The organism is Halomonas sp. PA16-9, from assembly GCF_009728585.1.
In the GTDB taxonomy this organism is placed as follows: Bacteria; Pseudomonadota; Gammaproteobacteria; order Pseudomonadales; family Halomonadaceae; genus Vreelandella; species Vreelandella titanicae.
The window spans coordinates 709,032-724,658 of sequence record NZ_CP040452.1; the positions used below are offsets into that span (position 1 = coordinate 709,032).

Below are 15,627 nucleotides of genomic sequence, written 5' to 3' on the forward strand. Positions count from 1 at the left end.
CGTGAACGCTGCATGTCAGTGCCCTCCTATTCTTTCCAGTGAATTCGTCAGGCGCTTGTAAGCCATAGCACCAGCATGGTGAGTACCAGACCCGCCACACTCAAACTGGCAGCGAAAGGCAAATTAAGCGATGAGAAACCTAACTGATAAACCATCGTTGAAATGGTATTAACACCCCGCCGCCGATCAGTTGCGGCGTTGCAAAGGCACTAAATGTCCATGCAAAGGAGGTCATGGTGCCCGCAATAATACCCGGCATGGATAAAGGTAGGGTCACCGTCATAAACGCTCGCACCGGCCCCGCTCCAAGGCTTATTGCTGCCCGTTCATAGGCACGGTCAATATGGGATAGCCCAGCTGCACAAATCAGCACCATGATGGGCAAAGTGACATGCACCAGCGCAATAACAACGCCTAATTGGGTAAACATAAAACGTAGAGGGCGTTCAATAATGCCAAGCCCCATCAGCACACTGTTCAGAAATCCGCTGCTACCCAGCACGATAATCCTGAGTAGGTGCGCACCACCTCCCCCAAAAACAGCGGGGTAATCGCAACAATCAGAATCAAGGAGCGACACCATGCACGCCGTGCCCGGATCATCGCATAAGCCAAGGGTAGCCAATCATAACGTAATATCGCGGTATACAGCTGAGCACGACGGTTTTCCAGAAAGGCACTGGCGTACAGTGGCCTCAGTAATGCCTGGAAATTTGCCAGTGTAAAATCGCCCATTCAAGCGAACCAGGTATATAGCTGCGCACGCTATATTGCAGAATAGCCAGCATGGCGCAGATCAACCAAAGCTGTCAACGTAGAAGGAAGAAGAAACCAATAAACAAAGCGTGGTTTTCGTTGCATAACCTTGCCGTCCCCAAAAATAGCGAAGCACCCATCGAGTACTTCGCTATTGAGCTACAAATCAGTTCATGATGTTTTCAGTAAACCACTGACGCCATTCACCCATTTTCTCGGCACGTAATTGAGGGTCAACGTTAATGGTCTGATTCCACTCTTCAGGTGTCGCCAGAATGGCTGCTGAATCGGCCAGCTCCGCCGATAGCTCTGCATTATCGACCGTGGGACTGCCATGTTTGATCTCGGCAATGCGGGCCTGTACATCAGGAGACAACGCGATGTTAATGAATTGATAGGCAAGATCCTGATTACTCGAGCCACGAGTAATCGCCATGGTGTCGACACCCAATACGACACCCTCGCTAGGTGTTGCCAGCTCGATATTAACGCCTTCGTTAATCATGTTTTGCGCGTTCATTGAAAGCATCAATTGTACGGGCGTTTCACCCGTCGAAATTAACTGCTGACTATTGGCATCATTGGTATAAAAAGCGCGCAGATTAGGCTTTAAACTCTCCAGCCGCTCAATACCCTCTTGCCAGTTCTCAGCATCAGCCCCTGAGAGCAGCGCTGAAACAGCAATAATGTGGCTGGGGTCAAAATCGGGTAATGCAACAGAGTCTTCAAGTTCAGGACTCCAGAGATCCTCCCAGCTATCAAAACTTACCCCCTCAGGAGTTAAGTCAGGTCGGTAGGCAATGGTGTAACCATAGCCCCAGGCACCAATGTGATAGGGACTGACCCTCGCCTGATCGACCAAATGTTCCGCGTTGGGTAACCGCGTCATATCCAGCTCTTCAAACAAGCCGTCTGTCGCGTAAAGCCATCCCACATGAGAGGTAGTGAAAGTAACGTCGCTCTCAGGCTCACTGGCCAACTTGGCTTTATTAAGACGATCAATTGTGCCACCGGTGGTGTAAACCACCTCAACACCCGTTTCTTCGGTGAACTCTTGGGCAATCGCTTCATCAATTAAATCGCGAAAACTCCCACCCCACGTATCAACCACTAACACATCTTTAGCTATGGCATTTCCAGAACTAACACCAATAACAATGGCAGTGATAAATAATGATTTTTTCATTGTACACCCCAGTTATAGTAACGATTATTGCAATGCTTAAAGCGTTGCTAAGAGAGTTATACAGCGGCTAATGCAGCTGTACGGTGAAAAGCGCGCTCACTGTAAACTAATGGTGATTTAGTATTATTTTCTAAAGCAATAACTTCGCCAATAAGTATTCGGTGAGAGCCAAAATCTTTAAAGTCGACGAGTTCGCAATCAAAACTACAGGTGGCCCCTTGTAATACAGGTGAAGCGCTGTTTAATGTTGTCCACTCTCCCACCGCAAAACGGTTTTCGCGGTATTCAGCTACAGCACCGGCAAAGATATTGGCAATCTGGGCTTGATCATTGGCTAATACATTAACGGCAAAAACACCATGTTCCATAAAGGTTGGCAACGCCCGATTATCCTGGTGCACACATAGCACTACAGAAGGCGGCGTCATAGAGAGCGAGCATAAGGAAGACACGGTTAAACCGGCACGCCCTAGAGGCCCATCGGTGGTAATGACCGACACACCAGAGGCGGTCAAACTCATCGCTTCACGAAATAGCTCAGATGTCATCATGAGATTAATCACCTCCAAGTACATTATCGGAAAGGCTTGCCGCTTTACGTACAAAATCTAGCGGCCCCGAGAAATCGAAACTGTTGTAGACCGCCGCGAGATGGCTAAAGTGGGGAGCCTGGGCAAATTGCACAAAGGTAAGCCGGTGCCCGGCGTAATCGGATGTCAACAAATCACGGGCAAACGCCATCAATTTTCGGCGGTCTTCCGAGTTCCAACGATCATTCAGTGAGTAGAACTTATCCAACCACTCCTTGGAGCCTTCGGTATGAAAGTTTGCGGCATTGGGGGTAACACACAGTTGTCCGCCGCAGAGCTCACGAGCAATGTGCATCATCTTAGGCAGCTGTGAACAGGCCAGAACGCGACCGGCATAAAGTAGCGACTGATTAGGCATCAACAGGCCCGCAGGGCTCTTCTCTGCGGTAGCAATAGAGGCTGTCAGGTGAGCATTGATACTTTCGCGGTAACAAACCAGATCGGCCAGTTTTTCCCGCACCGGTTGTAATTTATCCAACCCCGTTTGCATGGCATTCCACATCGCCGTACCGATCATCATATCGGCGACATACCTGAGGCGAAGCACATACGGAAAGGCCGAGTAACGGTGTAGTGTGTTACGGACAAACTGGGCGGATTTGGTATGCCGATAGAAGAAAACGTCTTCCCAGGGAATCAGCACGTTGTCGAAAACAACCAACGCTTCTACCTCGTCAAAACGGTTAGCTAACGGGTAGTCCAAAGGGTCAGAACGGCCTGCAAAACCGGCTCGACAAATATGTTTGACGCCAGGTGCGCCCATTTTAACGATACAGCCAAGCGCATAGTCCGAAAGTTCTTGCGTACTCCAAGCGCCGACGGTGGGCTTTAGGAAGGCTTGATCAGCGTAGGCTGCGGCTGTCTCGAATTTTGCACCACGAATGATTATTCCCGCATCTGTCTCTTTAACAACCCGCACCATCATATCGGGGTCTTGCTTTTGCGGCGGGAGTGAACGGTCTCCTTTAGGATCAGTGTTTGCCGACACATGGAAGATATCCTGAGTAAAAACCCGCTTATATGGCGATCAATGTTATCGGCAAAGCGTGGGTCGATTTCGGCCAGCATGTCTCGGCCATCCAGCAATGACCACATCTCGCCGATCGTCTCATCACCGACGCGGGTTGCCACCCCACCGATATCCTTTAGAAAACGATCAGTGGCATCGAGTTTGTCGTACCAGTCCTGTTTTTCGCGGGGAGGGCGATAGAAGATCGAATTTGTTTCTTTCGCTTCTCGATAAGTAAAGGCGTCTTTATGCTCTGGTTCATGCGCCATATCGTACATCCGGGATTTCACATCAATGATAGGCTTGAAAGCAGAATGCTTCGTCACATCCTTGACACGCTCGCCTTCCATCCAGATTTCACGACCATCCCGGAGCCCTTCTCGATACTCTTCGCCAGTACGGATCATGCTACGTTCCTTCTCAGTGGTGGTTTGAGAAGAGTGTGTCGCTGGCTACTTTGTTTGTAAAAACGCCTTTTCCTTTTTGTTGCATCAGAAATTCTGAGTTAGCTTAAACCCGGCATAAAAGGGCTATTGTTAATTCAAAACACCACTATTATCCCCAAAAAAAACCCCGCATCCGAGGATGCGGGGTTCGCTTGCTTTCAATAAATTTCGATATATTTAAGCGACGTCAAAGCGATCCGCGTTCATCACTTTCGTCCAGGCGGTGACGAAGTCTTTGACAAACTTCTCGTCATTATCGTCCTGGGCGTAGACTTCCGCGTAGGAGCGCAGCAGCGAGTTAGATCCGAACACCAAGTCAACGCGGGTAGCCGTCCACTTCACGGCGTCGGTTTGACGGTCGCGGATCTCGTAGGCATTTTTGCCCACCGGCTTCCAGCTGTTGCCCATATCGGTCAAGTTGACGAAGAAGTCGTTGGTCAACTGGCCTTCACGGTCGGTGAATACGCCGTGCTTGGTGCCACCATAGTTGGTGCCGAGTACACGCATACCGCCAAGTAGCACGACCATTTCCGGCCCTGTCAGCCCCATCAGTTGAGCGCGATCCAGCAACAGCTCTTCCGGCTTCACTACATAGTCTTTCTTCTGCCAGTTGCGGAAACCGTCAGCCAGCGGCTCTAGCGGCTCGAACGATTCGCCATCGGTCATTTCGGCAGAAGCATCGCCACGCCCTTTCAGGAAAGGTACGCGAACGTCGTAGCCTGCGGCTTTGGCGGCTTTCTCAATGGCGAAACTACCGGCCAGAACGATCACGTCGGCAAGGCTTGCGCCGGTGTCGGCAGAAATCTTCTCGTAAACTGCTAATACGCTGGCGAGACGCGCAGGCTCGTTGCCTTCCCAGTCTTTCTGAGGTGCTAAACGAATGCGGGCACCGTTGGCGCCGCCACGCATGTCAGAGCCGCGGTAAGTGCGAGCACTGTCCCAGGCGGTGCTGACCATGTCACTGATGCTCAGGCCGGCCTCGGCGATTTTCTGCTTAACCACTTCTTCGCTGTAGTCAGTGCTACCAGCCGGAATAGGATCCTGCCAGATCAAGTCTTCAGCGGGCACTTCCGGGCCGATGTAGCGCGATTTCGGGCCTAGGTCACGGTGGGTCAGTTTGAACCATGCTTTAGCGAACGTTTGCTTGAAGTACTCCGGATCCGCCATGAATTTTTCACAAATGGCGCGGTAGGTCGGATCCATTTTCATGGCCATATCCGCATCGGTCATGATCGGATTGTGGCGAATAGAGGGGTCGCTGGCATCAACCGGCTTGTCCTCTTCCTTAATGTTCACCGGTTCCCACTGGTGAGCGCCTGCTGGGCTCTTGCGTAGCTCCCACTCGTGTCCAAACAACAGGTCGAAATAGCCCATGTCGAACTTGGTGGGGTGAGTGGTCCAGGCGCCTTCAATGCCAGACGTTACAGCATTACTCGCTTTGCCACCCATGGTTGGGTTGCCCCAGCCCAACCCTGATTTTCAACGTCCGACGCTTCGGGCTCAGCACTCAGTGCTGCCGCGTCGCCGTTACCGTGGCACTTACCCACGGTGTGGCCACCGGCAGTCAGGGCTGCGGTCTCTTCGTCGTTCATCGCCATACGAGCGAAGGTTTCGCGTATCTGCTGGCCGGTCTTCAGCGGGTCGGGCACACCATTAACACCTTCAGGGTTAACGTAAATAAGACCCATCTGAACCGCAGCTAGCGGATTTTCCATGGTTTCCGGCTTTTCAACGTCCACGTAGCGCTCGTCGGAAGGTGCCAGCCACTCTTTCTCATCGCCCCAGTAGATGTCTTTCTCCGGGTGCCAGATGTCTTCACGACCAAACGAGAAGCCGTAAGCAGGCAGTCCCATGGATTCGTAGGCAACAGTACCGGCTAGAATCATCAGGTCGGCCCAACTGATCTTGTTGCCATACTTTTTCTTGATCGGCCACAGCAGACGGCGCGCTTTATCAAGACTAACGTTATCCGGCCAGGAGTTGAGTGGTGCAAAACGCTGACTACCGGTACCGCCGCCACCGCGGCCGTCGGCCAGACGATAAGTACCCGCAGAGTGCCACGCCATGCGGATCATTAGACCACCGTAGTGGCCCCAATCGGCAGGCCACCAGGATTGGCTATCTGTCATCAGCGCGTGAACATCTTGCTTCAGCGCGTCAAAATCGAGCTTTCTGACCTCTTCCCGATAGTCAAAATCAGCATCCATCGGGTTCGTTTTGCGGTCATGCTGGTGCAAGATATCCAGGTTAATTCCTTCCGGCCACCAGTCTTTGTTAGACGTGCCTGTGGAGGTATTACCACCATGCATTACAGGACATTTACCACTCATAGCTCTCTCCCTCTAACTTCAGTGTGTCTTAACGGCTTTTGTCTTGGTTGCGTTCGTCTTGGGTATGTTGAAAAGAGCGGCTACCAAGTCGACTGACGGTGAGCCCCCTAATGCTTACGATAGTGCTATCGCTCTGCCTGCTGTGCAGGGGAAGGGCGCTTCACTCACTTGGTACTGTTTTAAAGCAGATCCCTCATAGGCACAATTTGCTTTAGTGACCGATCTAATAGCTTTTATACATCGGCAGTCTGCTGGCGCTACAGTGGTTAAAATTCTTCGGTGTCGATATCTGCCTGCTGCACCTCGCTGTAGCGAGCCCTGCGACCTGCTCTGGCGTCATCATGGCATCCAACTGCTGCACTGTGGTGACATCGAGGTGCAGCGTTTCCGCGGCTAAATTTTCGCGCATGTGGTCAGCGGAGCGAGTGCCGGGAATGGGGATAATATCGCCGCCTTTGGCTTTCAGCCACGCCAGTGCCAGCTGCCCCGGCGTGACGCTTAAGGCCTGCGCCAGCGACGCAAGGCGTTCAAATAGTTTTAGATTATGCGGGTAGTTTTCGGCGCTGAAGCGCGGCATATTACGGCGCATATCGCCCTCTTCGAGACGCGAGGGATCTTGAATGGCACCGGTTAAGAAGCCTCGTCCCAGAGGGCTAAACGCGACCAGGGCTGCTCCCACCTCGCGGCACGCATCGATCAGGGCGATTTCCGGGTTGCGCGTCCACAGCGAGTATTCCGACTGCACCGCGGCAATGGGATATTCGGTGACCGCGCCCGCAACGTTAGCGCAGAGACTTCAGATAACCCCACGCCACCAATCTTGCCTTCTTCCACCAGGCGCCCCAGCGCACCCACGCTCTCTTCAATGGGGACTTGGCGATCCAAGCGGTGCAGGTAGTAGAGATCTAAATGGTCGGTACGCAGGCGCGCAAGGCTCGCTTCGCACTGTTTTCGCAGGGTTTCCGGGCGGCCATCAATGACCCGCTTGCCTGACTCAGGGTCCATCGCCATGCCGCATTTACTGGCCAGAAAGAGTTGGTGCCGCTTGCCTCCAGGGCGCGCCCGACCACTTTCTCATTGGCCGTGGCGCCATACAGCGTGGCGGTATCGAAGTGGCGATAGCCATATCAAAGGCCTCATCCAGCGCCCGTAGGGCTGCGCTTTCCGGCACGATGCTGCCGTAACCGTGGGAGAGATTCATACAGCCCAGACCAATCGAAGGGGCATTTACGGCATTAAGGCGCTGAAAGAAGCTCGACATCGGTATTCCCATCATTAAAAGAATCGTTTTATAACGTTTCACCGCCAAACTGCAACGCGGCTAAATGACGATAGAGCGCGCTGGTGGTGAGCAATTCCGCGTGAGTGCCCGCCGCTACCAGTTTCCCACCATCAAGCACCAGTAAGCGGTCAGCGGCGATGACAGTCGCCAGCCGATGGGCGATCACGATGCTGGTGCGCCCGACCATCAGCCGATCCAGCGCGTGCTGCACCAGCCGCTCACTCTCCGCATCCAAGGCGCTGGTGGCTTCATCCAACAGCAGTACCGCAGGATTTTTGAGCAGCGCCCGAGCAATAGCGAGCCGCTGACGCTGGCCTCCGGAGAGCTGCACACCACCGGGGCCTAGGGCGTGTCAAAGCCTTGGGCAGCGCATCGATAAAGTCGAGGGCGCTGGCATCCTGAGCGGCAATGCGTAATCTATCGATATCAGCCTCAGGATCACCATAGCGAAGATTCTCGGCCACCGAGCCGCTAAACAGCACCGGTTCCTGCGCCACTAACCCCATGGCACTGCGTAAGGCGGCAAGATCTAGCGTACGGACATCCCTATCATCCAAGGTAATGCGCCCCTGGCTGGGGTCATAAAAGCGTAGCAGCAGCGCCAACAGCGTGCTTTTACCTGCCCCGGAAGGCCCCACCACCGCTACTCGTTCTCCCGGCTTAATATGCAGATCAAACCCTTCAAGCGCTGGGGTTTCCCGACCGGGGTAGGTAAACGTGACGTTCTCCAGTGTAATTTCACCACGCGAAGGGCTTGGCAGGCTCTGCGGATTCACGGGCGACTGAATAGCGGGCTGGGTATCGAGCAGCTCCAATAAGCGCTCCGCCGCCCCTGCCGCGCGCTGCACATCCCCTGCTACCTCGGCCAGGGTGGCAATGGCCCCTGCTGCCAGCACGGCGTAAAAGATAAACGCCGATAGCTCGCCCGCACTCATGGTACCGTTTAGCACCGCCTGACCGCCCTGCCAGAGCATTAAGCCAACCGCGGTAAACACCACTAGCATAGCGACACCGGTTAACCAAGCGCGCTGCTGGGTGCGCTCTACGGCGCTGCCAAAGGCCTGTTCAACTCGCTGGCCATAGTGGCTTTTATCCACCGCCTCGTGGGTAAATGCCTGGAGCGTTTTAATACCGCTCAGCGCCTCCTCAGCATAGCGACCTAGTTCGGCCACGCGATCCTGACTGGTGCGCGAAAGCCGCCGCACCCGGCGGCCGTACCACACGATGGGCAGCAGAGTGGCGGGGATGCCAATCAGCACCATTGCCGAGAGCCACGGTTGGGTGACCAGCATTAGCACCACGGCGCCCACCAGCATGACCGATTACGCAGCGCCAGCGATACCGAGGAGCCAAACAGGCTCTGCAGTACGCTGGTGTCCGCCGTCAGCCGTGAGGCAATTTCCCCGCGCGCGGCCGTCGCTTGCGCTCTCGAAAAAGCTGGGTTCTAAAGTGAGTAAATGATCAAACACTCGCTGGCGAAGGTCGGCAGCCAAGCGCTCGCCAATCCAGGTCACTTGGTAGTAGCGCAGTGCGGAGGCAAACGCCAGCACGGCCACTACCACCAGCATCAGGGCCAGCGTTTGCGCTAGCGCCTGCGCATCCGCGTCCAGAAAACCGCGGTCGATGATTAAGCGCAGCCCATTCCCAGCAGTAGCACGCTTCCCGATGCCATGAGTAGCGCTAGGCCAGCCAGAGCCAACCGCATGCGGTAGGGGCGCAGTAAACCCAACAAACGCAGCAGTACTCGGGGATTGGGGCGTTTGATTCATAGTAGCGATTGCTCTACAATAAGGGGGTATTCGACCATAGCAGGAGTAGCAGTGCCCTGCACAGAATCTAGTCGGCCAGCCGTCGAGCGGAAGTATCGGGACGTCAGACAACAGATAGCATGTTAAAGATTGTACGACGAGCCGAAAGTGAAGCCCTCACGCGCTCGGTAGTCATCGCCTAGATGCCCGCCCACCAGTCATAGCCCCTATCCTCCCAATATCCTCCCTTGCCGCCGTGGAGCTGTTTGAAGCTTTCCACCAGTTCGACGCGCATCACGTACTTGGCCTGCTTGTAACCCAACTGACGCTCGGCGCGCAGACGGATCGGCGCCCCATTGGCCACCGGTAGCGGTTCGCCGTTGAGATCGTAGGCAAGCAGCGTCTGCGGATGATACGCCTCGATCATGTCGAGGCTCTCGTAATACAGATCCGACCCACCGTAGGTGTGATCTGCACAGTGAAAAACCACGAAGCGCGCGGTATCTGCCGGACGCACCCGATCAAGCAGATCCGCCAGAGGAACGCCGGTCCACTGCCCGATACAGCTCCAACCCTCGACGCAATCGTGACGAGTGATCTGGGTTCGTGAAGCCATCTCCCGAAGCGCCGGCAACGACAGCGTCATCGGCTCTTCGACCAGCCCGTCGATGGTCAGACGCCAGTCGGCGAATCCATTCTCGACCCAGGCACGATAGTAATCCTCCTGCGGGTTGGTAGTGCCATTGGGACGAAACACCGGCGCGATCTGACTCTCGTCGAACTCCTTGGCGAGTGCCTGGCGCGAGGCGATCAAACGCTGGGCCTTGTAAGAGAGTTGCTCGACGTTACTCAGCGCCGCGCGCACGGGCGCGCTTTCCGACAGTCGATCGCAAACCGGTGAGGAAGGTGCCAGCCCCCAACGCGCACAGGCCACCCAGTAGTCGCCGTCGAGCGCGGTCAGGCGCTGGTGATGTCGAGAGTCTGGTGTTCGAGTCAGTCATGCCTCGGCTCCGATCCGTCATGCGCTTCTACCTGGATGCGGTAGCGACGCTTACCATCGAGCGCAGGTTGTTGAAAACGCCGGATACCAGCACCAGCGCGATGTGCACGACGAAAAAGCCAATGAGAGCCGTTGCACAGAGAAAATGAAAGGTGCGAGCACTCTGTCGTCCGCCGAAAAGTTCGGTGAGCCACGGCCAGGCGGCGTTGACACTGGGTGCCATGGTCAGCCCCGACAGAATCATTACTGGCAGCAACCCAAACAGCACCAGAAGATAGGTCAGCTTCTGGATACCGTTGTAGTCAGCTTCGTGATGAAAACGCAGCCGCGCATGATCAAGTAGCGTCCGCGGAATGTTCTTCAACTGCACCCACGTTGGAAACAGCGCCCGTCGTCGTTGGGGCACCAACAGGGTATAGAGCAGATACGCGACAACCAGCGGCACGAAGATCCATGCAGCCAGAAAATGCCAGTTGCGCCCCATCGTCAGCCACTTGTCCCCCGGCAGCGTCGCCCAGCGGGGGAAGGCCCGTTCGCGTAGCTGGCCGTTGTCATCGGAAAGCCCCAGTACACCGGTGGTGTCGAACGCCTGCCCAGCGATGCGAACCACGCCCATGCGCTCACCATCTTCGGCGGTGCGCGCATGTATCGCGATGAAAGGGTTGGCGAAATCGGATTGCTCCCCCCAATAAAGCGCGGGGTGTGCATTGAATATCTGCAAACCGCTCATCAGCAACACGATCAGGCAGACGAGATTCGTCCAATGCCACAGACGAGTCGCCAACGTATGTCGTTTGATCACTCGTGTGGCCGGCGCACCGGGCACATTACCGGTCGAGTCACTATCGATCGTAGCTTTGACAGACTCAGACATGATATTGACCTCGAAACGAAGGCGTCCGGCAAACCAGACAGCGCCTGGCTGCCGGACCGCAACTTTTAGTTGGCATGCTCCATGGAGTCGCTGCTCATTTCGTCATGGCTCATGCTATCGTCGTGGCTCATGCCGTCGTCGTGGCTCATACCATCGTCGTGGCTCATGCCATCGTCGTGGCTCATGCCGTCGTCGTGGCTCATGCCGTCGTCGTGGCTCATGCCATCATCGTGGCTCATGCCATCATCGTGGCTCATGCCGTCCTGACTCATCGAGTCCTGGGACATATTGTCGGTCTGGGCACTGGCGAGCGTGGTGAAGGCAAGGCCGCCGCTCAGCAGTACAGCACTCAAGGCGAGTAGATATTTGGGTGTCGTGCGGGTCATGATGCTCTCCTGATTTATCTAGGCAAACCGTGTCCGGTCCGACACGGCTTGCCCAAGATAAACAGGAATTGCAGCTCAATCATCACGGAATCATAACGTTCGGTGATAACGTTTCCGTGATGATTGACGAGGTACACTGGGCTAGGATTCACAGCTCACTTAAAGGAGAACCGATATGTCGTGCCCGATACTTTGCGTCGAGGACGATCCCGATATCGGTCGGCTATTAACGAGCATTCTCGTACAGGCGGGCCATCAGCCGACCTGGGTTTCGACCGGGGAAGAAGCCTTGCATCGATGGCGGAATGCCTCGCTCGTCGTTCTTGATCTGATGTTACCGGGCATCGACGGTCTCGCCGTGTGTCGAGACATTCGCACTCACGACGCCACCATTCCGATCATCATGCTGACGGCGCTCGCCGGAACGCGGGACGTGGTCGTCGGTCTGGAAATCGGTGCCGACGACTACATCACCAAGCCATTCGACACCGACATCCTATTGGCGAGAATCCAAGCGCTTCTGCGTCGTCGAAAGGCGATGGAGGCGCGTACGTCGTCGACGCTTATGAAGATAAAGGCGCTGGAGATCGACATCGACGGCTACAGCGTCAAATTCGACGGAAACATGATTCAACTCACGACCCGGGAGTTCGCCCTACTGGTGTTCTTTGCCCGCCACCCTGGTAAGGGATTTTCCCGCAGCGAGTTGCTCGATGCCGTATGGGGCCCGGAATTCGACGGCTTTGATCACACCGTCAATACGCACATCAATCGGTTGCGCAGCAAGATAGAGCCAGACCCGGCGCGGCCCGAGTACATTCTCACCGTATGGGGCACCGGTTACCGGTTCACCGACGCCCCGGCACCAGCCTCCGACGAGAACGCCCCATGAGCCTCGGCCAATCGTTGCGCAGAACCTACCGCAGCCTGTTCGCGCGCATCGTGTTCGTCTATCTGGTGAGCATGATCGCACTCTCCACCACGACCACGCTGGTGGCGGTCGATCAGTTCAATCAGTTGGGACGCGAATGGCTGCAACGCAATGAGATCGACATGGCCCATCACCTGACCCGCGTACTGCAGGATTCGCTCGACGACGGCGTCGACGTCCCCTCGACTCGAGCGGCCGTAGAGCAGGTCATGACCATCAATCCGGCGCTCTCGCTCTACGCGCTCGACATCGACGGCACGGTGGTTGGCGCTTACGGCCCCGACCGCTGTGGACTCGGCCGGCGAATCGACCGGGATGCTATCGACGAACTGCTTTCCGACATGCCCATGCTGCCGGTCTACGCAGACATGCCCTGCCGGGGCGACGAGGGCGTTTTTTCGGTTGCCCCGATCACCTACGGCCCGCAGCAGCAATCGGGCTATCTGATGGTGCAACTGGAGGCGAACACAGACGTCTCGATGGCCAACATCTGGCAGACGAGCAGCATCTCGCGCACGCTGCTCATCGCAGGCTGCGTGGCGTTGGCATTGACGCTGGCGGTGGGTCTCGCCCTCTTCGCTTTTCTGACGCGCCGCTTTTCCCGGCTGACCCGCACCGTCCAACACTTTGCCGAGGGCGATTACCGGCAGCGCAGTCCCGAGTCAATCGACGACGAAATCGGCCGGCTCGGGCGTGCCTTCAACGACATGGCGGCCACCATCGAAGCCCAGGTCGAGGCGCTGCACGATACCGACCGCCAGCGTCGGGAACTCATCGCCAACCTGTCCCACGAATTCCGCACGCCGATGACCTCCCTGTTAGGCTATGCCAAGCAGTTGGATCGCAGGCCTCTCGACGATGAAACACGCAGCGGTCTGGACGCCATTCGCGCCAACGTGGAACGACTGGCCCAGCTGGCCGACCAGCTCTCTCAGATGTCTCGCGCCAATATCGCTGGCCGACCGCTATGCCCAAGCACGTTCTCCTTCGCCGAATTGGCCAACGACATTCTAGGTAAATTTCACCCTCGCGCGCTGGAGAAAGGCATCGAGCTTCGTGTGGAGAACCAGGCGGCGATAGCCGAGGTCTCCGCCGACATCGAACTGATCGATCACGCGCTGACCAATATGGTCGACAATGCCATCACCGCCACCAACACCGGCGGCACGGTCTCGATCCGGATTCTCGAGTTCGACGATACCCGACTCAAGATCGGAGTCAGAGATACCGGTGTCGGCATCCCCGAACAAGAAATCCCCCTTATCTCACAGCGCTTCTATCGCACCACGATTGGACGTGAGCGGGGTGAAGGCACCGGGCTGGGACTCGCTATCGTCTCCGAAGTGCTGAAGCGCCACGAGTCCCAACTCGTCATCGAGAGCAAACCGGGAAAAGGCACCTGTATCTGGTTCACGCTGCCGAAGACGATACTCGATGAGAGAGCGCTCGCCGCCTGGGCTGACGAGTAGGCACTCGTCTCGCCCGCTATGCGGTTAATACGCTGGAGGAAACGCGACATGGACGCCGAACTGATCGGCATCGACCCATGGGCAGTCGCGCAGGACTGAGCCAGTCAGGCGCACAACTAAAAAGCCCGCGATTGCTCGCGGGCTCAGTACTTAGTTGCAAAGGCCTAATCAATCAACGGCAGCAGTGTATTCAGGCTATCCCGGGCATCGCCATAAAACATCCGCGTGTTCTCTTTGAAGAACAGCGGGTTTTCGATACCGGAGTAGCCGGTGCCCTGGCCGCGTTTGCTGACGAACACCTGCTTGGCTTCCCATACCTTCAATACCGGCATACCAGCGATGGGGCTATTGGGGTCTTCCTCGGCCGCCGGGTTCACAATGTCGTTGGAGCCAATCACGATCACCACGTCGGTGGTGGCGAAATCGTCGTTGATTTCATCCATTTCCAACACGATATCGTAAGGCACCTTGGCTTCTGCCAGCAGTACGTTCATATGCCCTGGCAAGCGACCCGCGACCGGGTGGATACCGAAGCGCACGGTCTTGCCCGCTGCACGCAGCTTACGCACTAGGTCGCTCACTGCGCTTTGCGCCTGGGCCACTGCCATGCCGTAGCCCGGCACGATAATCACGCTATCGGCATCGTTCAGGGCGCTCGCTACACCACCAGCGTCAATCGCCACCTGCTCGCCTTCGATCTCCGCCGCTGGCCCAGTGCTTCCGCCAAAGCCGCCTAGGATCACATTGACGAAGTTGCGGTTCATCGCCTTACACATAATGTAAGAGAGAATCGCACCGGAGGAGCCCACCAGCGCACCGGTGACAATCAGCAGGTCGTTGGAGAGCGTAAAGCCGACCGCCGCCGCCGCCCAGCCGGAGTAGCTGTTAAGCATTGAGACCACCACCGGCATATCGGCCCCGCCAATACCCATAATCAGATGATAGCCAATAAAGAACGCCAGCGCTGCGAGCACTAGCAGCGTCCAGAAGCCTGCGCCGTTGAGGTACAAAATCGCCAATAGCAGTGATAGCACGGCCGCCCCGGCGTTGAGCAAATGGCCGCCGGGCAGTTGGCGTGGTTTACCGTCGACTTTACCTGCCAGCTTGCCAAACGCTATTACCGAGCCGGTGAAGGTCACCGCGCCGATAAAGATGGCGAAAACCACCTCAATTTGCAGAAAGGTAAGTTCGTCTGGGGCCTTGGTGGCCACCAGCGCGGCAAAAGCGGAAAACTCCTGTGCGGCGCCATCCACTGCCTGCGCCGCCATGACTCGGCGGCGCTCTAAGTCCGCGCTCCAGGCCACAAACACCGCGGCTAAACCGACAAAGCTGTGCAGCGCCGCCACTAGCTGGGGCATTTCGGTCATCTCGACCTTGCCCGCTACGTACACGCCGATGCCTGCCCCAATCACCATCATCGGAATCAGCCACCAGTAGCCGCCAATACCCGGGCCTAAAGCGGTAAAGAACACCGCCACCGCCATGCCCACAATGCCGTACCACACGGCTCGTTTGGCTTTTTCTTGGTTACTCAGGCCGCCCAGCGACAGAATAAACAGCACACTCGCCGCGATTGCCGCGGCAGATACGAATCCTTGTCCTAACATATCGTCTCTCCGC

Annotated in this window: 8 protein-coding genes and 7 pseudogenes; 2 read left to right on the forward strand and 13 right to left on the reverse strand. The window is 56.2% G+C overall.

What is annotated here, in order from left to right; translation table 11 throughout:
- Positions 1–15: 15 nt before the first annotated feature.
- From FDY98_RS19660 to FDY98_RS19705, 12 genes and pseudogenes are all read right to left on the reverse strand, one after another.
- Positions 16–861, reverse strand: a pseudogene (locus FDY98_RS19660) (ABC transporter permease).
- Between the two features lie 61 nt (positions 862–922).
- On the reverse strand, positions 923–1,942 hold the full coding sequence (locus FDY98_RS19665; RefSeq protein WP_027958291.1) for an ABC transporter substrate-binding protein: 1,020 nt from the start codon (positions 1,940–1,942) through the stop codon (positions 923–925).
- 56 nt (positions 1,943–1,998) lie between these two features.
- Entirely contained in the window at positions 1,999–2,493 is a 495-nt protein-coding gene (locus FDY98_RS19670) for a flavin reductase family protein (RefSeq protein ID WP_027958292.1), read from the reverse strand.
- A 4-nt stretch (positions 2,494–2,497) separates the two neighbouring features.
- Positions 2,498–3,948: pseudogene (locus tag FDY98_RS19675) on the reverse strand (4-hydroxyphenylacetate 3-hydroxylase family protein).
- 216 nt (positions 3,949–4,164) lie between these two features.
- Positions 4,165–6,317: pseudogene (gene katG, locus FDY98_RS19680) on the reverse strand (catalase/peroxidase HPI).
- Positions 6,318–6,583: 266 nt separating this feature from the next.
- A pseudogene (locus FDY98_RS19685) lies at positions 6,584–7,578 on the reverse strand (aldo/keto reductase).
- A gap of 28 nt (positions 7,579–7,606) precedes the next feature.
- Complete coding sequence (locus tag FDY98_RS28630) at positions 7,607–7,855, reverse strand: hypothetical protein (protein ID WP_340147068.1); 249 nt, start codon at positions 7,853–7,855, stop codon at positions 7,607–7,609.
- Positions 7,856–7,879: 24 nt separating this feature from the next.
- Positions 7,880–7,930 (reverse strand): annotated as a pseudogene (locus tag FDY98_RS29705) (hypothetical protein); the annotation flags it as partial.
- A 130-nt stretch (positions 7,931–8,060) separates the two neighbouring features.
- A pseudogene (locus tag FDY98_RS29710) lies at positions 8,061–9,368 on the reverse strand (ABC transporter transmembrane domain-containing protein); the annotation flags it as partial.
- 178 nt (positions 9,369–9,546) lie between these two features.
- Positions 9,547–10,348 (reverse strand): annotated as a pseudogene (locus tag FDY98_RS19695) (molybdopterin-binding protein).
- A gap of 27 nt (positions 10,349–10,375) precedes the next feature.
- A complete protein-coding gene (locus FDY98_RS19700) occupies positions 10,376–11,221 on the reverse strand; it encodes a cytochrome b/b6 domain-containing protein (RefSeq protein ID WP_155706110.1) in 846 nt (281 codons plus the stop codon).
- A 65-nt stretch (positions 11,222–11,286) separates the two neighbouring features.
- Positions 11,287–11,607 carry a hypothetical protein gene (locus tag FDY98_RS19705; protein ID WP_027958299.1) on the reverse strand — a complete coding sequence of 107 codons (321 nt, stop codon included), beginning with the start codon at positions 11,605–11,607 and terminating at the stop codon, positions 11,287–11,289.
- Positions 11,608–11,782: 175 nt separating this feature from the next.
- Between FDY98_RS19705 and FDY98_RS19710 the strand changes: the two genes are divergently transcribed.
- The gene (locus FDY98_RS19710) at positions 11,783–12,499 is read left to right on the forward strand and encodes a response regulator transcription factor (RefSeq protein WP_051430485.1); all 717 of its coding nucleotides are present in this window, start codon (positions 11,783–11,785) and stop codon (positions 12,497–12,499) included.
- Positions 12,496–14,007: a sensor histidine kinase gene (locus FDY98_RS19715; RefSeq protein WP_027958300.1), complete on the forward strand. Its 1,512-nt coding sequence runs from the start codon at positions 12,496–12,498 to the stop codon at positions 14,005–14,007. Before FDY98_RS19710 ends, FDY98_RS19715 begins: the two co-directional genes overlap by 4 nt.
- Before the next feature lie 164 nt (positions 14,008–14,171).
- Here the strand turns inward: FDY98_RS19715 and FDY98_RS19720 are convergent, their stop codons facing one another.
- Positions 14,172–15,614, reverse strand: coding sequence for an NAD(P)(+) transhydrogenase (Re/Si-specific) subunit beta (locus FDY98_RS19720; RefSeq protein ID WP_027958301.1), 1,443 nt, complete (start codon positions 15,612–15,614; stop codon positions 14,172–14,174).
- Positions 15,615–15,627: the final 13 nt, after the last annotated feature.